General features: G+C 69.7%; 15 protein-coding genes. All 15 read right to left on the minus strand.

Translation table 11 applies throughout. The features are described from left to right. Positions 1 to 62 precede the first annotated feature (62 nt). Entirely contained in the window at positions 63 to 791 is a 729-nt protein-coding gene (gene pgeF, locus ACWHYQ_RS17960; protein ID WP_447973469.1) for a peptidoglycan editing factor PgeF, read from the minus strand. Between the two features lie 34 nt (positions 792 to 825). Then, positions 826 to 2,037 (minus strand): cell division protein FtsZ, encoded by a 1,212-nt coding sequence (gene ftsZ, locus ACWHYQ_RS17965; protein ID WP_447973470.1) that lies wholly within the window; start codon positions 2,035 to 2,037, stop codon positions 826 to 828. A 77-nt stretch (positions 2,038 to 2,114) separates the two neighbouring features. Continuing rightward, positions 2,115 to 3,350, minus strand: a complete 1,236-nt coding sequence (gene ftsA, locus ACWHYQ_RS17970; protein WP_447973471.1) for a cell division protein FtsA — start codon at positions 3,348 to 3,350, stop codon at positions 2,115 to 2,117. 6 nt (positions 3,351 to 3,356) lie between these two features. Then, complete coding sequence (locus ACWHYQ_RS17975) at positions 3,357 to 4,190, minus strand: cell division protein FtsQ/DivIB (RefSeq protein WP_447973472.1); 834 nt, start codon at positions 4,188 to 4,190, stop codon at positions 3,357 to 3,359. After that, the gene (locus ACWHYQ_RS17980) at positions 4,187 to 5,194 is read right to left on the minus strand and encodes a D-alanine--D-alanine ligase (RefSeq protein ID WP_447973473.1); all 1,008 of its coding nucleotides are present in this window, start codon (positions 5,192 to 5,194) and stop codon (positions 4,187 to 4,189) included. The genes ACWHYQ_RS17975 and ACWHYQ_RS17980 overlap by 4 nt, the downstream gene beginning before the upstream one ends. Positions 5,195 to 5,242: 48 nt before the next feature. After that, complete coding sequence (gene murB / locus ACWHYQ_RS17985) at positions 5,243 to 6,199, minus strand: UDP-N-acetylmuramate dehydrogenase (protein WP_447973474.1); 957 nt, start codon at positions 6,197 to 6,199, stop codon at positions 5,243 to 5,245. Between the two features lie 14 nt (positions 6,200 to 6,213). Beyond that, the gene (gene murC, locus ACWHYQ_RS17990) at positions 6,214 to 7,596 is read right to left on the minus strand and encodes a UDP-N-acetylmuramate--L-alanine ligase (protein ID WP_447973475.1); all 1,383 of its coding nucleotides are present in this window, start codon (positions 7,594 to 7,596) and stop codon (positions 6,214 to 6,216) included. A gap of 89 nt (positions 7,597 to 7,685) precedes the next feature. Beyond that, positions 7,686 to 8,828, minus strand: a complete 1,143-nt coding sequence (gene murG / locus ACWHYQ_RS17995; protein WP_447973476.1) for an undecaprenyldiphospho-muramoylpentapeptide beta-N-acetylglucosaminyltransferase — start codon at positions 8,826 to 8,828, stop codon at positions 7,686 to 7,688. A 66-nt stretch (positions 8,829 to 8,894) separates the two neighbouring features. Beyond that, positions 8,895 to 10,070 (minus strand): putative lipid II flippase FtsW, encoded by a 1,176-nt coding sequence (gene ftsW, locus ACWHYQ_RS18000; protein ID WP_447973477.1) that lies wholly within the window; start codon positions 10,068 to 10,070, stop codon positions 8,895 to 8,897. A gap of 79 nt (positions 10,071 to 10,149) precedes the next feature. Then, complete coding sequence (gene murD, locus ACWHYQ_RS18005) at positions 10,150 to 11,589, minus strand: UDP-N-acetylmuramoyl-L-alanine--D-glutamate ligase (RefSeq protein ID WP_447973478.1); 1,440 nt, start codon at positions 11,587 to 11,589, stop codon at positions 10,150 to 10,152. A gap of 64 nt (positions 11,590 to 11,653) precedes the next feature. Continuing rightward, the gene (mraY, locus tag ACWHYQ_RS18010; RefSeq protein WP_447973479.1) at positions 11,654 to 12,730 is read right to left on the minus strand and encodes a phospho-N-acetylmuramoyl-pentapeptide-transferase; all 1,077 of its coding nucleotides are present in this window, start codon (positions 12,728 to 12,730) and stop codon (positions 11,654 to 11,656) included. Between the two features lie 77 nt (positions 12,731 to 12,807). After that, positions 12,808 to 14,292: a UDP-N-acetylmuramoyl-tripeptide--D-alanyl-D-alanine ligase gene (locus ACWHYQ_RS18015; RefSeq protein WP_447973480.1), complete on the minus strand. Its 1,485-nt coding sequence runs from the start codon at positions 14,290 to 14,292 to the stop codon at positions 12,808 to 12,810. Continuing rightward, a complete protein-coding gene (locus ACWHYQ_RS18020; protein ID WP_447973481.1) occupies positions 14,264 to 14,479 on the minus strand; it encodes a hypothetical protein in 216 nt (71 codons plus the stop codon). Before ACWHYQ_RS18020 ends, ACWHYQ_RS18015 begins: the two co-directional genes overlap by 29 nt. A gap of 52 nt (positions 14,480 to 14,531) precedes the next feature. Beyond that, on the minus strand, positions 14,532 to 16,031 hold the full coding sequence (locus ACWHYQ_RS18025) for a UDP-N-acetylmuramoyl-L-alanyl-D-glutamate--2,6-diaminopimelate ligase (protein WP_447973482.1): 1,500 nt from the start codon (positions 16,029 to 16,031) through the stop codon (positions 14,532 to 14,534). Further along, the gene (locus tag ACWHYQ_RS18030) at positions 16,028 to 17,761 is read right to left on the minus strand and encodes a peptidoglycan D,D-transpeptidase FtsI family protein (RefSeq protein WP_447973483.1); all 1,734 of its coding nucleotides are present in this window, start codon (positions 17,759 to 17,761) and stop codon (positions 16,028 to 16,030) included. Before ACWHYQ_RS18030 ends, ACWHYQ_RS18025 begins: the two co-directional genes overlap by 4 nt. Positions 17,762 to 17,792: the final 31 nt, after the last annotated feature.

The following is a 17,792-nucleotide window of genomic DNA, read 5'->3' on the forward strand; positions in this document are numbered from 1 at the left end:
CGACGAACGACGGTTGGCCTCAGGCAAGAATCTTACACCATTCCGCCTTCAGCGTTCATCCGTCATCGTTCATCGTGGCCGCGGGTCAGAAAGATACCGCTGACCATCGTTCCGCGGACGGTGCCGTCGCGACGGTACGAGTGGAAGAGCTCGGGGTAGCAGACGGTGCAGAGGTTGACGGCGTGAACGCCGTCCGGCCGCACCCCGCGGGACTCCGCCTGCAGGCGGACGAGGAGCCGGAGATCCAGCTTTGCCCTCCCAGCCCCGGTCTCCACGGCCACGGTTTTCCAGTCCGAAAATCCAGCCCGCAGCCGTGACAGGACCGGCTCATCCACCTCGTAACAGCAGGCGCCCACCGAGGGCCCGATGCCGACGCGCAGCGAGTCCGGAGTCGAGCCGAACCGGCGCCGCATCGTCTCGAGCGTCCGCGGGATGATCCCGGCCACTGCCCCGCGCCAGCCAGCGTGCACCGCGGCCACCACCCGCCGGACGGGATCGTGGAGCAGGACCGGGACACAGTCGGCGGTCCGGACCGTCACCAGGACCCCCGGCTGGTTCGTCATCAGCGCGTCCCAGCCGCCCAAGAAGACGGCTCCGGGCGAGACCGGACGATCCAGGACGAGCACGTTCGTCCCGTGCACCTGCTCGACCGCGACGACGGTCGGCTTGGCCCTGCCGCGGCTCATCGGCCAGTTCAGCGGCAGCCCCTCAGACAGTCGTGTCCCGAAGAAGTGGCGCACCCCGTCCCGCCGGGTCGCGAACGCGGGGATCGTGATGACGCCGGTTGGCATGCCATGAACTCGTCGTGCGTTATGACGAATGACGCTAGTCCGCGCGTTTCCTCAAAAAGGTGGGCACGTCCCACTCGTCCTCGAGGTCCAGGCCCAGCCGTTCTTGGCGCTCGCGCGACGGGCCGAACTTACGGAGCGCGGCGGGCCGGTCCAGGTCCGGCGCGGCCGCGCGCCCTTCGTCGGCCGGTACCGTGACCGAGGCGGTGGCCGGCTGCAGGGCCCGCCCGCCGACGGCGGTCCGCTCGTGGTGCAGCATCCGCTCGGACGCCCCGAGCCGGGCCGCCGGCTCCTCTCGGTCGAAGCCAGTCGCGATGACCGTCACGACGATCTCCTCGGTCAGCTCCGGGTTGATCACCTGTCCGACGATGATGTTGGCTTCCGGATCCGCCGCCTCTTCAATGATCGAGGCCGCCTCCCCGACCTCGTGCAGGGACAGGGTGGCCCCGCCGGTGATGTTGAGCAGTACGCCGCGGGCACCGGCGACGCTCCCGTCCTCCAGCAGCGGGCTGGAGACGGCCTTCTGCGCCGCCTCGACCGCGCGGTTGGTGCCACGCGCGACGCCCATCCCCATGACCGCCCGGCCCGTGTAGGTCATCACCGTGCGCACGTCGGCGAAGTCCACGTTCACGTGGCCGGTTGTGGTGATCACGTCCGCGATCCCCTGGATCGCCTGCCGCAGCACGTCGTCCGCAACCTTGAAGGCGTCGAGCAACGGGGTGTTCTTGTCCACCAGACACATCAGCTTCTGGTTGGGAATAACCAGCAGCGTGTCCACGTGCTTGCGCAGCTCTCGGACGCCCTCCTCGGCGTAGCTCATGCGCCGCTTGCCCTCGAAGGCGAAGGGCTTGGTGACGACCCCAACCGTCAGGATGCCTAGTTCGCGAGCGAGGCTGGCCACGATCGGCGCGGCGCCCGTGCCGGTCCCGCCGCCCATGCCCGCGGTGACGAAGACCATCTCGGCCCCCTCCAGCGCCTCCCGGATCTGGGTCTTGCTCTCGAGGGCCGCTTCCTTACCGACCTCGGGTTTGGCTCCCGCGCCCAACCCGCGGGTCCGCTCGACGCCGAGCTGGACCTTAAAGGGGGCCATGGACTTGCCCAGGGCCTGCACGTCCGTGTTGGCGGCGATGAACTCGATGCGGCTCAGCCCGGCCGCGATCATCGTGTTGACGGCGTTGCAGCCGGCCCCGCCGACCCCGATGACCTTGATGCGGACCGGCATGATTTCGTCTTCCTCAAATGAATACATCGCGTCCCCTCCTTAGCCTATAGCGCACAGCCGATAGCCCACAGCTCGGAGTCCTCTGCGGCCCGCTGCCAGCTTCATTAGAAGAACTCGAACATCCAGGCCCGCATCCGGTCCAACACCCGTCCGAACCGCCGGCCGCTCCGCAGCCCGGCCGCCTCGAGGTCCTCCGCATGGCGGCGCGCATAGAGGATCAGCCCGACGCCTGTCGCATACATCGGGTTGTGGACGATGTCGCGGAGCCCGCCGACGCCGGTTGGCAGCCCCCGTCGAACGGGCAGGTCGAGCACCCGCTCCGCCGCATCCACCATCCCCTCCAGCAGCGAAGTACCGCCCGTGATCACCGCGCCCGCCGCCAGCATGCCCTCGTAGCCAGTCTTGGTGATCTGGTCGCGGACCAGCTCGAACATCTCCTCGACCCGCGGCTGGATGATCTCGGCCACCTCGCGCCGGGGTACGCTCCGCGGGGGCCGGTCGCCCACGCTCGGCACCTCCACCAGTTCCTCGTCCGCCACCTGCTCCGCCAGCGCGATCCCATGCTTGATCTTGACCTTCTCGGCCTCCGCCTGCGGGGTCTTCAGGATCATCGCAAGATCCCGCGTCAGGTGCTGGCCGCCGATCGGGAGCACCGCCGTGTGGCGGATGCTCCCCTCGACAAAGATCGCCAGGTCCGTGGTGCCGCCCCCGAGGTCCACCATGGCCACGCCGAGGTCCCGCTCCTCGGCCGTCAGCACCGCCTCGCTGGAGGCAAGCGGCTGGAGCACGATGTCCACGACGTCCAGCCCCGCGCCGTTCACGCTCTTGATGATGTTCTGCGCCGAGGTGACCGCGCCGGTGATGATGTGCACGTCCACCTCCAGCCGGGTGCCCGACATCCCCAGCGGGTCGCGGATGGAGTCCTGGTCGTCCACCATGAAGTCGCGCGGGAGCACGTGGAGGACCTGCCGGTCCGGCGGGATCACGGCCAGCGCCCGCGCCGCCGCCACCGCGTGGCGAACGTCGCCGGGGGTGACCTCCTGCTTTTTCAGCGCGACCACCCCCTTGGAGTTGATCCCGGAGATATGGCTGCCAGCGATGCCGGTATAGACCGAATTGATCTGGACCGCCGCCATCAGCTCGGCTTCCTCCACCGCCTTCTTGATGGACTCGACCGTGCTCTCGATGTTGACGACGACGCCCTTGCGAAGCCCACGGGAGGGGCTCGATCCCACCCCGACGATGTCCACCCCGCCCTCCTCGGTCACCTCGGCGACGACGGCAACGATCTTCGTCGTGCCGATGTCCAGCCCTACGACGATCTGGTCTCGTTTGGCCACGGTTGGTTACCCCCCTCCGCGACGGATAACTTTCCCCGGGAAGCGAAGATCGATCTCCTCACCTGGCATCGCTTCCTCGGTCCCAGCGCTCACGCGCAACGCCTGCTCAACCTGCTGGTAGCGGGCCCACTGCTCCTCGACCGACGAGGCCCCGAAGTGGAACCGGAGGCCGTTGAAGTACGCCACCGGATGCTCCGGATTCGTGACGTCCACCTCCGGCCGGCCGTCGAAGGACCGGCTCAGGACGTCCGCCACCGTGATCCCCACCCGGACGGCCCGGCGCGCCGGCTCGTCTCCGTCCAGCAGCCGTCTCGGGTCCACCCCGACGAGCACCGGGAGCGAGGAGCCCGCCGTGTCGGGCAGGACCGACAGGAGGTGCCCCTCCTCGTCCACCGAGACGGTCATCGCCGGCGCCCGCACGACGGCGGCCGGGTGGCGCTCCGTGATCGTCACCGCGAGCGTATGCGGGAAGACGCGCGTGACCGTCGCCTGCTTGATCCAGGGATGCGCCGCCAGGCGCTCCGCGAGCTCGGCGGGTCGGACCGAGAGCAGGGTCTCACCCGGCGCCAGCGCCAGCCGCTCTAAGACCTCGCTCCTCGTCACCTGCCCGAGACCCTCGACCCGCACCTCCCGCACCGCGAGCCACTCCGCCACAACAGGCCTCACGACCCGGTAGCCCTCGGCTCCGCCCCAGAGCACTAAGCCCCCTCCCAGCAGCCCGGCGAGCAGGAGCCCAGTCCGGCGCGCCGCGCCCTTGCGCCGGCGCACCGGCTTCGGCCGCAGCCGCCCGCCCCAGTACACCTCAGCCATCCAGCCCGTCTTGCGCGTCGCCCGTTTCACGGCCCGATCCTCCCGCGCGATCCCGCCGCCGTGGCCGGATCGTGCCGCCCCCGCCGCATCGCAGCCCGGCGCGCGAGTGCGGATCCGAGGATCCGCTCGGTCAGCGCGTCGTAGCTCAGCCCGGCCGCCGCCGCAGCCATCGGCAGCAGGCTCGTCTCTGTCATGCCAGGGATGGTGTTGAGCTCCAGCACGTAGGGTCGGCCGGCCCGCGTGACCCGGAAATCTACCCGCGCCGCGCCCTCGCAGCCGACGAGCTGATAGGTGCGCAGCGCGAGCTCGCGCAGCCGGCGCGCCAGCGGTGGCGCCAGCGGCGCCGGGCAGAGATAGCGCGTGCGGCCCTTCTGGTACTTGGCCGAGTAATCGTAAAAGCCGCCGGGCGCGACGATCTCCACCGCGGGCAACGTGTCCGGCGCTCCCGCCCCACCCAGCACCGCGACCGTGATCTCGCGGCCCGGGATATAGGCCTCGACCAGCGCCTCGGGATCGTACCGATGCGCCTGCCGTAGGGCGGGGATCCACTGCGCCGGCTCCCGGACGATGCTGACCCCAATCGTGGAGCCCTGGCTAGCCGGCTTGACGACGACCGGCCAGGTCAGGCCGGCCGGCAACGTCCGGAGGCGCCGGGCCTCGGGCTCGCCCGCCCGTACGACCGCCCCCTTGGGAACCGGAATGCCATGGCAGGTCAGGAGCGTCTTGGTCACCCCCTTGTGCATGGCGATCGCGCTCGCCCGGACGCCGGAGCCCGTATAGGGAATGCCGATGAATTCCAGCAGGCCCTGGATCGTGCCGTCCTCCCCGCCGGGCCCGTGCAGCGCCAGGAACGCGATCTCTACCTTCTTCGCCCGCAACTGGCGCTCGACCGCAGGCCCGACGTCGATCGCCACGGCGCGGTACCCCCGGCGCAGCAGCGCGCGGAGGACGGCCGCACCGGTCCGCAAGGAGACTTCCCGCTCTGACGACCAGCCGCCCATCAGCACGCCAATCCTCGCATCCGTCAATCGCATCCTGCCTCGCGCCTCGCTCGTGACGCGTTACGCCCGACGCCCCACACCTCACGGTTGCCCAACGATCTTCAGCTCCAGCTCCAGCGTAATCCCCGTCCGCTCCTCGACGGTCCGCCCGACCTTCTTGATCAGCGCGATCACGTCCGCGGCGCGGGCGCAGCCGAGGTTCACGACGAAGTTCGCGTGCCGCTCGGACACCTGCGCGTCGCCGACCCGCGTCCCCTTGAGCCCCACCCGCTCAATCAACCGTCCGGCCGGCTCTGGTCCCGGATTCTTGAACACGCAGCCCGCGCTCGGGAGCGCCAGGGGTTGCGTCTTCTTCCGATAGCGCAGGTACTCCTTCACGACCGACTGGATCGTCGCCCGGTCTCCCGGAGCAAGCTTGACCCGCACGGCGACCACGACGCCGGGCGGCAAGTGCGCGCGGCGGTAGCTGAACCGGATCTTGGAGGCCGCCAGGTCGATCATCCGCCCACGCCGGTCCACCATCCGGACGCCCTGCACCACGTCCTTCATCTCGCCCAGCCGCGTGCCGGCATTCATGACGAGGCAGCCGCCAACCGTCCCGGGAATGCCGGCGGCCCACTCCAATCCGGAGAGGGACCGGGCGATCGCGTACCCCAGTAGGGTCGGCATCCCCACCCCGGCCTCGGCGTAGACCACCCCATCCCCCTCGTCCCGGATCGCATTCAGCTTGGCCAGGCGCACGACGACGCCGCGGATGCCCCCGTCGCGCACGAGCAGGTTCGTGCCCCCGATCACGAAGACTGGGACACGGTGTTCGCGTGCCTGCGCCACGAGGCGAGCCAGGTCCTCGATGTCGGCCGGGGTCACCAGCACGTCGGCTGGCCCGCCGATCCGGAAGGAGGTATAGTTCCGCAGCGGCGCGTGGAACCGGACCTCCCCGCGAAGGCCGTTCACGACGGCCTTCAGAGCGTCTCGCGAGGCGCGCGTCCGCGCGGGAATCGCCCGGCCGCTCCCCCCCCGCTCGCCGCCGGCCCGCATGCAGAGCCCTCCGGTCACAGCCGCTCCAGCACCTCCAGCCCGACCCTCCAGATATCGCCCGCCCCCAGCGTCAGCACCAGATCGCCGGGCTTCAGGCTCGGGAGCACCCGCGCGGCGAGCTGCGCCTTCTCAGCCACCCAGGTCACCGCCGGATGGCCCGCCGCCCGCACGGCCGCCGCCAGCCGCTCGCCGGTCACTCCCGGAATCGGCGCCTCGCCTGCGGGATAGATCTCCGTGATGAAGAGCTCGTCCGCCAGGTCAAAGGCGCGCGCGAAATCGTCCAGCAGGTCGCGCGTCCGCGTGTAGCGGTGGGGCTGGAAGAGCACGACTAGGCGGCGCGCCCAGCCGGCCTTGGCGGCCGCGAGCGTCGCCTTGATCTCGGTCGGATGGTGCCCGTAGTCGTCCACGACCAGGATACCGTGCTTCTCCCCCCGCCGCTGAAATCGCCGCTCGACGCCCGTGAAGCCCGCCAGGCCCTTCCGGATCAGGTCGAGCGGCACCTCCAGCTCCAGCCCGACCGCGATCGCAGCCAGCGCGTTCGCCACGTTGTGGACCCCCGGCGTGGAGAGCCGGAACGGCCCCAGGCTCTTGCCCCGAAAGTGGGCCCGAAACTCCGAGGCACCCGGCTTCAGCTCGATCTCCGTGGCCTTGAAGTCCGGCGGCGGTGCGCCAGGCGTCTCCTGCAGGCCGTAAGTCTGGTATCGCTTGACGACGAGGGGGAGGAGGGCGCGCAGGCGCTCGTCGTCGGCGCAGAGCACCGCCAGCCCGTAGAACGGGATCCGGTTGATGAAGTCCAGGAAGGCCTGCTCGAGCCGCTCCATCGTGCCGTAGTGGTCCAGATGCTCCCGATCGAGGTTGGTCACGGCCACGATCGTCGGGGAGAGCTTGAGGAACGAGCCGTCGCTCTCGTCCGCCTCGGCCACGAGGAGGTCGCCGCGCCCTAGCCGCGCGTGGCTCCCCAGCGCGTTGACTTTTCCCCCGATGACCATTGTCGGGTCGAGGCCGGCCTCGGCGAGCACGGCGGCGACCATGGAGGTGGTCGTCGTCTTGCCGTGGGCGCCCGCGATCGCGATCCCATACTTCAGCCGCATCAGCTCGGCCAGCATCTCGGCGCGCGGAATCACCGGCACCACGCGGGCCTTCGCCGCCAGCACTTCGGGGTTCGTCGGCGAGACCGCCGAGGACACCACGACGACCTGGGCGTCCCCGACGTTGGACTCGTGGTGGCCAAGGAAGATCCGGCCGCCCAATTCCTCGAGCCGCCGGATCGTCTCCGAATAGTGGAGATCGGACCCGGTGACTTTGTAGCCGAGCGTGAGGAGCACCTCTGCGATGCCGCTCATCCCCGCCCCGCCAATCCCTACGAGATGGATGTGCTGGATCTTCCTGAATCGCATGCCCCTTCCTTTACCATGATGCGTGATGGGTGCTGCGACGAGACAGAACCCTCCTTGAGCACCTCCCTCCTTCTCCGCCTCGTTACCCTTCACCGGGCCCCCGTTGCATTTCCCGGAGCAACGGGGGCCCCCTTCACCAATTGCAAGCACTCACGGACGATGACTTCCGCCGAGTCCGGCCGGCCCAGCGCGCGGCTGCGCTCACCCATGGCGCGCAGCCGCGCGCCGTCCTCCAGAAGCTCGCGGACCATCCCGGCCAGCGCCGGGCCCGTCAGGTCCCTCTGCCGCAGGACCACCGCCGCACCCGCCGCCGCCACGACCCGCGCGTTGCGCTCCTGATGCTGACGGATCGCGGTCGGGAGCGGGATCAGGATCGCCGGCTTTCCGCAGACCGCCAGCTCGGCCAGCGTCACCGCGCCCGCCCGACAGACGACGAGGTCCGCCGCCCGCAGCGCCCGGGGCATGTCGTAGAGGAACGGCGCCACCTCGGCTTGGAACCCCGCGGCCTCGTAGGCCCGCTTCACGGACTCACGGTCGGCCTCGCCCGTCTGGTGGATCACCGCCAAGGCGCCGCGCAGGTCCCGCAGCTCGCCCAGCGCCTGGATCATGGCTTGGTTGATCGCCTGTGCGCCCTGGCTGCCGCCGAAGACCAGGAGGGTCCGCTGCCCAGCCGCCCGCGGCACGCGGTCAGCCTCGCCCCTCGTTTCTGGCCCCTCGCCTCCCTCATAGAACTCCCGCCGTACCGGCGCGCCCACGACGCGCGTCTTGCGCGGATCGAAATGGCCCTTCGCCGTCTCGTAGGCCAGAAACACGCGGTCGGCGAGCGGCCCGAGCACGCGGTTCGCCATCCCGGGGTAGGCGTTCGGCTCGAGCAAGGCGCGCCGCACCCCGAGCCAGGCCGCCGCCGCGAGCACCGGCGGGCTCGTGTAGCCGCCGATGCCGATCACGAGATCCGCGCGACGCTCGCGCAGGAGGCGGCGCGCCTGCCCGAGCGCACCCGGCAGCGCGGACAGCCCCGCGAGCGCGCCGCGGAGCCCCCGCCCCATCACAGGCCTCGCGTCAATCATCGCCAGCTCGAACCCCTCACGCGGCAACACGGTCGCCTCGATCCCCCGGACCGTCCCCACGAACAGCACCGATGAGCCTGGCGCCTGCCGGAGAAACTCGCGCGCCAACGACACCCCCGGGTACAGATGTCCGCCCGTGCCCCCCGCCGCGATCACGATCGTCATGAAACAAGCCAACCAGCTAAGAGCCAAATAGCCGGGAGCCATGTGCTGCTCGCCGTTCGCCGCCTGCTATTTGGCTGGCCGGCCCGCCTGGCGGTCCCGGGAGACACTCAGCAACATGCCGATCGCCAGCAACGTCACCAGCAGCGACGAGCCGCCGTAGCTGACGAGCGGCAGCGTGAGCCCCTTGGTCGGCAGGAGACCGGTCACGACGCCGGCGTTGATCAGGGCCTGGAGCCCAATAAGGAGCGTGACGCCCGCCGCGAGATGGCGGCCGAACGGCTCCCTCGCCCGCCCCGCGATCTGGAGCCCCTTGATGACCAGCATTGCAAAGAGCAGCATGATCGCGCTGGTGCCAAACAGCCCCAGCTCCTCGCCGACGAGCGCGAGCACGAAGTCCGTGTGCGCCTCCGGCAGGAAGAAGAGCTTCTGCTTGCCTTCGCCCAGCCCGACCCCGAACAATCCGCCGCTGCCCAGGGCCATAAAGGATTGCGTGACCTGGAACCCCGCGTTCGTCGGGTCCTCCCAGGGCGAGAGGAAGGTCATGAGCCGCTGGCGACGGTACGGAGAGGAGAGGATGAACGCCGCCAGGACCGGAGCCGCGACCAGGATCAACCCGGTGAGGTGCGCCAAGCGGGCGCCGCCCAGGAAGAACAGGCCGAGCGCCACCCCCCCGATGACCACGACAGTCCCGAGGTCCTTCTCCAACACCACCAGCCCCGCCACCACGCCGAGCACGACCAGCGGCGGAAGCAGGCCCGACGCGAAGTCTCCCAGACGCGCCTCCTTGTTGGTCAGGTACGCGGCCAGGTAGATCACCGTCGCCAACTTGGCGACTTCGGCTGGCTGGATCGAGAGCGCACCCAGCCGCAGCCAGCGGCGCGCGCCCTTGACCGACGCGCCCACGCCCGGGATGAGCACCAGGATGAGCAGCAGCACCGTCACCGCCAGCACCGGGATCGCCAGCCGCCGCCACAGCGTGTAATCCATGTGAGAGGCCAGGTGCAGCAGCAGGAACCCGAAGGCCAGCCAGGCGAGCTGGCGCTTGAGGAAATAGCCCGCGTCGTCGTAGCGGTTGACGGCGACCACCGCGCTCGCGCTAAAGACCATCACCAATCCGATCAACGCCAAGACGACTGTGACCGTCCACAAGCCGGCGTCGGCGGCTGGGCGCCGCCGGCCCGCGGTCGGCCGGGCCGGCCATGGCAGCGTCAGCGTCCCCGTCTGGGCTCCTCTACGCGCCATAGGCTCGTTCCCTCAGCGAATAGCGAGCAGTGACCAGCTAGCAGCAAAGAAGTCCAAGCTATTTGCTATTTGCTGTCAGCTACGGTAACTCGTTTACGAGCTGCTTGAACTGCCGGCCGCGGTCCTGGTAGTCGGCGAACATGTCAAAGCTCGCGCAGGCGGGCGACAGCAGCACGACGTCGCCCGGCACCGCCGCGGCGGCTGCCGTGCCCACCGCCTCTCGGAGGCTCTCCGCCTCGACGAGCCGATCGAAGTCGCCCAGGGCCGCCTTGATGCGCGGCGCCGCCTCCCCGATGAGGATCAGCCGCTTGACCCGTCGGCGGATGGGCTCGCGCAGCCTCGTGAAATCCCCGCCCTTGTCCCGTCCCCCCGCGATCAGCAGGATCGGCGCGTCGAAGCTCTCCAGGGCCTTGAGCGTCGCGTCCACGTTCGTGCCCTTCGAGTCGTTGACGAACCGCACGCCGCGCCGCTCCCGCACCACTTCCAGCGCATGTTCCAAGCCCGGGAAGGTGCACAGCGCCTCCCGAATCGCGTCCCTCGGGCACCCGGCCGCCAGCGCGATCGCCGTCGCCGCCAACGCGTTGGCCAGGTTGTGCTCGCCGATTAGCCGCAGTTCGCTCCGCGCGATCACCTCGGTCGTGGGGCCGCCGAGCGCGGCGACGAGCCGCTCGCCCTCCAGCCAGGCCCCGACCTCGACCGGCGGGCGGAGCGGCCGCCGGCAACTGAAGCCCGCCCGCCGCGCCCGGAGGCCCTTTGCCATCGCCGCCACCCGCTCGTCGTCCAGGTTCAGGACCGCCACGTCGTCCGCGGTCTGGTTCTCGAAGATCCGGGCCTTCGCCGCGATGTAGTCCTCCAGGCTGTCGTAGCGATCCAAATGGTCCGGCGCGATGTTGAGCAGCGCCGCCACCGCCGGATGAAACCGCTCGATCGTCTCAAGCTGAAAACTCGACACCTCGACGACGACGACGTCGTAGGGTGAGCCGCCGGGGTACCCATGGCTCTTACCATGCAATGGGTCGAGACCGCGCCGCTGCGCCCAGGTCGCCAGCGCCGCCTCGCCGAGCGCCCGGCCCAGGTTGCCACCGACGAAGGCCCGCTTGCCCGCGCGCTCGAGCGCCAGTCCCAGCAGCGTTACGGTTGTGCTCTTGCCGTTCGTCCCGGTCACCGCCAGCACCGGCGCCTCGAGGAACCGGAAGGCCAGCTCCAACTCGCCGATCACTGCCACGCCCCGGGCGCGGGCCGCCGCGAGCATCGGCAGCTTGGCCGGGACGCCCGGGCTCACAACGACGAGGTCGGCCCCGTCGAGCGCCGTCTCGTACCCGGAGCCGACACGGACCGCCACAGCCTGCCGGTCGAGCTGCTGGAGCGCGCCCGCCAATTGCGTCTCCGGCTTCTCGTCCGCGACCGTAATCTGCGCGCCCGCGGCGGCGAGCAGCCGCACCGCCGCCATTCCGCTCCGCGCGAGCCCGACAACGGTGACCCGCCGCCCTCTGAATTCGTCTGCCGGATCCGCTCGCATGGTCGTTCGCCATCAGCCGTCAGCTATCAGCTCCCTCAACTCTCCCCTCATCACCCATCACCCATCACCGCAGCTTCAGCGTACTCAGGCTCAACAGGGCGAGGAGGATCGCGATGATCCACAGCCGCACGACGACCTTCGGCTCCTCCCAGCCCTTCATCTCGAAGTGGTGGTGGATCGGCGCCATCAGGAAGATCCGCTTGCCGCGCGACTTGTAGGAGACGACCTGGAAAATGACCGAGATCGCCTCAATCACGAACACGCCGCCGACCAGCAGCAGCAGCAGCTCGTGCTTGCTGGCCACGGCCACGGTCCCCAGCGCCGCGCCGAGCGGCAACGAGCCCACGTCCCCCATGAACACGGACGCCGGGTAGGTGTTGAACCAGAGAAACCCCAGGCTGGCGCCGAAGATGGCGGCGGTGAACACCGCCAACTCCCCCGCCCCTTCGATGTAGGGGATCAGCAGGTACTCGGACATGATCCTATTACCGACCACGTAGACGACGATCGTGTAAGCGAGGGCCGCGATCATCACCGGCCCCACCGCCAGCCCGTCCAGCCCATCCGTCAGGTTCACCGCGTTGGAGCTGCCGACAATGACCAGGATCGCGAACGGGATGTAGAAGACGCTCAGGTCAGGCGTGAAGTTCTTGAAGAAGGGCACGCTGAGCTTGGTCGAATACCCGGGGAGAAAGTAAAAGAAGACCCCGATCCCCAGCGCGACCAGGAGCTGCGCCGCCATCTTCTGCTTGACGGAGAGGCCCTTGGACTGGCCCCGGACGAACTTGAGGTAATCGTCCATGAACCCGATCGCCCCGAACCCCAGGGTCGCGAAGACCACCAGCCACACATACCGGTTCGTGATGTCGGCCCAAAGCAACGTGGAGAGCACGACCGCGAAGAGGATCAACAGGCCGCCCATCGTCGGCGTGCCGCTCTTGGCCAGGTGGGTCTTCGGCCCGTCTTCCCGCACGTGCTGGCCGAGCCGGATCTCCTGGAGCTTGCGGATGAGCGGGGGCGCCAGCACGAACGCGATGAGGAACGCCGTCACGGCGGCGTAGATAATCCGGAAGCTGAGATACCGGAAGACGTTCAGGAAGGAGAACTCGGTGTGCAGCGGATAGAGCAGCAGGTAGAGCATGGTTCAGACCGGAGCGTCTGGCTGATGGCTGATGGCTGACGGCCCAACCGCGAACTGGAACCGGAGGCCATGAGCCATTAGCGTTTCCTTCCCATGAGCGCCTCAACGACCCGCTCCAACCGCATCCCGCGGGACGCCTTGACCAGGACCGTGTCGCCCGGGCGCACGAGCCGGCAGGCGAGGCCGGCGGCCTCCTCCGCGTCCTCGATCTCCCGTACCTGCTCCGCGGGCAGCCCGGCCCGCCGGGCCCCCTCCGCCAGGTGGCGGCCCAGGGCGCCGCAGGCGATCAGGAACGAGATGCCCCGCTCGGCCAGGTAGGCGCCGACCGCGCGGTGCCAGGTCTCCGCCTCCGGGCCCAATTCCAGCATGTCGCCCAGCACGGCAAGGGTGCGGCCCCCGCGCCCAAGCTGGGCCAGGAGGTCCACGGCGGCCTTCATCGAAGCCGGATTCGCATTGTAACAGTCGTTGATGACCCGGACCCCGCTGACCGTCACCACCTGCGAGCGCATGGTCGCCGCCCGGAACCGCGCCAAGCCGCGCGCGATCGCCGACCCGCTCAGCCCGAGGACATGCCCGACCGCGCCGGCGGCCAGGGCGTTAGCGACGTTGTGGAGCCCCGGCACCCGCAGGCGCACGGGCACGGGGCGCGTGCGACCCGGCAGCAGCAATCCGAAGCGGGCGCCGCCTTCGTCCTGCGCCACCGCGCCCGCCCGCACGTCGGCCCTCGCCGTAAAGCCGAACGTGATCACGCGGCAGCGGGCCCTGGAGGCCAGGTACTCGTAGTAGAGATCGTCCGCGTTCAACACGACTGCCCCGTCCGGCGGCAACTGGTCCAGCAGCTCCCCCTTGGCCTGGGCGGAGGCCTCGAGGCTCCCGAAGAACTCCAGATGGTCAGGGCCGATGTTCGTGATAAGCCCGATCGTCGGCCGCGCGAGCTCGCAGAGCCGGCTGGTCTGTCCCTGGTGGTCCACGCCCATCTCCACGACTGCCGCGTCGTGGCGGGTGGTCAGGCGCAAGAGAGTCTGGGGAACGCCGATACGGTTGTTCAGATTGCCCTCGGTCTTCAGGACCCGGCCCCGCTCGGCAAGCACCAGAGCGACCATGTCCTTCGTGGTGGTCTTCCCGTTGCTCCCGGTCACGGCGACCAGCGGAATCCGGAAGCGGCTCCGGTGCTGCGCGGCGAGCTGCTGAAACGCAGCCAGGGTGTCCGGCACCTTCACGAGGAAGGGCCGCCCCGGCGCGCCGGCCGCCCCTCCCGGGAGCGCCATCGCCTTCTGCACGATCGCGCCAGCCGCGCCCCGCCGAACTGCGTCGGTGACGAAGTCGTGGCCATCGTGGCGCTCTCCGGCTAGGGCCACGAACAGGTCGCCCCGCCGGACCGCGCGGGAGTCGGTCGTGACCCACCGGACGCCGGCCCTGCCACGGGCTTCTCCCGCGAGCAGGCGGCCGCCAGTCACCTCCAGAATCTCTTCGAGCGTGAACAGCGCCATCTCCCAGACGGAGCTGCGCTCGCGCCGCCGCGCGGGCGTCGGTTCAGCGAGGTGCCCCGTGAGTCCCGCCACGCCCCTCTCCCATGACCGTCTGAAACCGGGCCTTGACCCGTCCGAGCGCCGCGCCAATGGTCTCGCCGGGCCGGATGGCGAAGGTCGTGCCGGTTTCCGGGTCCAGGCAGAGGATGAAGGTGCCACCCTTCAACCCCCGCTGGACACCGAAAACTTTGATGCTCTCAACCCGCTCAAGGTCGGTCATCGCCTCTCCCGTATGAGCGCGGCGCCGCCGGCGCCCCCACTGGATCGTCCCCTCATCGCCCGAGCCGGCTGAGTGCCTCCCGCGCGACCTCCCGGTCGTCGAAATGCAACCGCTGCGTCCCGACGATCTGGTAGTCCTCGTGGCCCTTGCCCGCGATCAGGACCATGTCGCCGGGCTTGGCTTCCCGGACCGCCCGCTCGATAGCCTGCCGGCGGTCCGGAATCACCTCGTACCGGACCGGCCGCCGTGCCTGCACCTCCATCACGCCCGCCTCGATCTCCCGCAAGATCGCCAGCGGGTCCTCGCTGCGCGGGTTGTCCGAGGTGAGCACGACGAGGTCGCTCCGGAGCGCCGCGGCCCGGCCCATCTTGGGCCGCTTGCCGCGGTCCCGGTCGCCCCCACAACCGAAGACCGTGATGATCCGGCCTGTCTTCAGCGCCTGGACCGTATCGAGCAGCCGGACCAGCGCGTCCTCGGTGTGGGCGTAGTCCACGACGACCGTGAAGTCCTGGCCCACCTCCACCCGTTCGAACCGGCCCGGGACGTTGATCCCGCCGCGGAGGGTCTCCCGAATCGTCCCCGGCGCCACGCCTTCATGAAGCGCGACGCCGATGGCGGCGAGCAGGTTGTAGACGTTGTGCTCCCCGACGAGCCGGCTCTCGACGGGGAAGACGCCCCGCGGCGTGACCGCGGTGAAGCGCGTGCAGGCGAGCGCGAGCCGCACGTCTTCGGCGCGGAGGTCCGCCCGCTTCTCGACCGCGTAGGTCCAGACCGGGACGCCGCTCGCGCCGCAGACGTGGTGCCCGCGCGGGTCGTCCGCGTTGACGATCGCGCGCTTGGGCCGACGCTTCGCCCCCGCGTCGGTGAGCCCGGTGAAAAGCCGCAGCTTGGCTTGGAAGTAGTCTTCCATGTCACGGTGGAAGTCGAGATGATCCTGCGTCAGGTTCGTGAAGACCGCCAGGTCGAATTCGCAGCCGGCGACCCGATCGAGGGCCAGCGCGTGCGAGGAGACCTCCAGGACAGCCGTGTCGAGCCCGGCCTCGACCATCCGGCCCAGCAAGGCCTGCAGCTCGGCGGCGCCGGGCGTCGTGTGCGAGGCGGCGATCCGCTCGGAGCCGATCTGATAGTCGACCGTCCCGATGAGCCCCACCCGCCGACCCGCCGCTTCCAAGAGTGCCTTGCAGAGGTAGGTGACCGTGGTCTTCCCGTTCGTACCCGTGACGCCGATCATGGTCAGCCGGGTCGAGGGCTCGCCGCGCAGCCGGCTGGCTAGAAGCCCGACCGCCCGCCGCGAGTCGGCCACGCGGATGACGGGCACCGTCGGCTCGCAGGCCGCGGTCGGCCAAGGATCCTGCACGACCAGCGCCGCCGCACCGGCCGCCATCGCCGCCTGAAGGAACGCGTGTCCGTCCGCGCGGCCGCCCTTGACCGCGACGAACAGGCTCCCCGCCCTCACACGCCGCGAGTCATCCGTCACGTCAGTCACCTCGACATCGAGTGCGCCGCGTCGCTCCATCACCGCCAACGGCGCGATCAGTTCCGCCAATTTCATAGACCCGGGGTCGCCGCATCGCCGGCCTGCGCAACTTTGATCGGCTCCTGGCCGGTGACGCCGAGATAGGGCAGCGCCTGCTCCGCGATCCGTCTGAACACCGGGGCGGCGACCACGCCGCCCCAGCCCTCGGTCTGCGGCTCGTCAATGACTACCACAATGGCCAGCTTGGGGTCTTCCACCGGCACGAATCCGACGAAGGAGCCGACGAGCAGGGTCGAGGAGTAGGCGCCGGTCGCCGGATCAATCTTTTGGGCGGTCCCTGTCTTACCGGCGACCCGGAAGCCGGGCACAGCCGCCTTGCGCCCCGTTCCCTGGGTCACGACGCCCTCGAGAATGCTGCTCAGCGTCTGGGCGGTCTGCCGGGAGATCGGCCGGCGGCGCACCTGGGGGCCTGCCTGGGCGATGACCCGTCCGTCCGCATCGCGAATCTCGGAGACGACATAGGGCTTCATCAGCCATCCGCCGTTCGCGACCGCCGACACGGCAGTGACGAGCTGCAACGCCGTCACCCCGATCTCCTGCCCGATGGCGATCGAGGCGAGTGAGCGGCGGCCCCAGTCGCGCGGCTCCTTGACGAGCCCCGCCGCCTCGCCCGGCAGATCAATCTCCGTCCGCTGGCCGAACCCGAAGGCAGTGAGATAGCGGAACAGCCGCTCCTCACCGAGCGCCTGGGCCACCTTGACGGCGCCGATATTGCTGGACTTCTGGATGACCTCGGCGAAGGTGAGCCAGCCGGCCTTCTCGTGGTCGTGGATGACCGTGTTCGCCACGAGCATCTGCCCGTTCTCGGCGAAGATGAGCGTGCCCGGCTCCATCACCCGCTCCTCGAGCGCCGCGGCGGCGACAACGACTTTCATGGTGGAGCCCGGCTCGTAGGCGTCCGTGATCGCGCGGTTCCGGAGGCGATCCGTGGGCGTCCGGCCGACGGCGTTCGGGTCGTACCGGTGGCTCAAGGCCATCGCGAGGATCGCCCCGGTCCGCGGCTCCATCACGATGGCGATTCCGCCCTTTGCCCCGGTCGCGCCGACCGCCTCGTCCAGCTCTTTCTCGGCCAGATATTGAATCACCTCGTCAATCGTGAGCGTCAGCGAGCGGCCCGGGGCGGGGGCCTGCTCGGTCAGGCCCTTGGGAAACACGGTCCGGCCGAGGGCGTCCTGCTCGAGCACGACGAGCCGCTTCTCTCCCCGAAGCTGGCCGTCATAGCGGCGCTCCAGGCCCTCGAGTCCGTTCCCATCCATGCCGGCGAAGCCCAGCACATGCGACAGCAGCGTCCCCTTCGGATAGAACCGGCGCCCCTCCATGACCATCCCGATCCCCTCAAGCCCGAGGCGCTCGAGGCGCCGCCCCTGATCGGGGTCGAGCTTCCGCGCGATCCAGACGAAGCTCCGGTCCTGCCGTAACTTGCGCTCCACGTCGTCCGCGCTCACCGGCAAGACGCGGGCGAGGTCCCGGGCGACCGCCGCGGGATTCGCGAGCGAGGCCGGCATCCCGAACACGGAGGGGACCTGGAGGTTGACCGCGAGTACCTTGCCTTGCCGGTCGTAGATCGCCCCGCGCTCGCCCTCGACCGTCACCGCCTTCCGGTGCTGCCGGTCCGCCTTCTGGGTCAGCTCCGCAGCCTCCAGCACCTGCAGCATAAAGAGCCGAAATAGGACGGCCCCGAAGCCCGCCATCAAGACGAGCCCGACCAAAACCCGGCGGCCTCGATGCTGGTCTCCCCCTTCCATAGCGTTCCGCTATTCGGCGTTCCGCTATTTG

The sequence above is a fragment of the Nitrospira sp. Kam-Ns4a genome (genome assembly GCF_965152595.1).

Bases quoted from the DNA above. Each gene is read 5' to 3' on its own strand.
- pgeF (WP_447973469.1), bottom strand. From the start codon at position 791: ATGCCAACCGGCGTCATCACGATCCCCGCGTTCGCGACCCGGCGGGAC.
- ftsZ (WP_447973470.1), bottom strand. From the start codon at position 2,037: ATGTATTCATTTGAGGAAGACGAAATCATGCCGGTCCGCATCAAGGTC.
- ACWHYQ_RS17980 (WP_447973473.1), bottom strand. From the start codon at position 5,194: ATGCGATTGACGGATGCGAGGATTGGCGTGCTGATGGGCGGCTGGTCG.
- murB (WP_447973474.1), bottom strand. From the start codon at position 6,199: ATGCGGGCCGGCGGCGAGCGGGGGGGGAGCGGCCGGGCGATTCCCGCG.
- murC (WP_447973475.1), bottom strand. From the start codon at position 7,596: ATGCGATTCAGGAAGATCCAGCACATCCATCTCGTAGGGATTGGCGGG.
- murG (WP_447973476.1), bottom strand. From the start codon at position 8,828: ATGACGATCGTGATCGCGGCGGGGGGCACGGGCGGACATCTGTACCCG.
- ftsW (WP_447973477.1), bottom strand. From the start codon at position 10,070: ATGGCGCGTAGAGGAGCCCAGACGGGGACGCTGACGCTGCCATGGCCG.
- murD (WP_447973478.1), bottom strand. From the start codon at position 11,589: ATGCGAGCGGATCCGGCAGACGAATTCAGAGGGCGGCGGGTCACCGTT.
- mraY (WP_447973479.1), bottom strand. From the start codon at position 12,730: ATGCTCTACCTGCTGCTCTATCCGCTGCACACCGAGTTCTCCTTCCTG.
- ACWHYQ_RS18020 (WP_447973481.1), bottom strand. From the start codon at position 14,479: ATGACCGACCTTGAGCGGGTTGAGAGCATCAAAGTTTTCGGTGTCCAG.
- ACWHYQ_RS18025 (WP_447973482.1), bottom strand. From the start codon at position 16,031: ATGAAATTGGCGGAACTGATCGCGCCGTTGGCGGTGATGGAGCGACGC.
- ACWHYQ_RS18030 (WP_447973483.1), bottom strand. From the start codon at position 17,761: ATGGAAGGGGGAGACCAGCATCGAGGCCGCCGGGTTTTGGTCGGGCTC.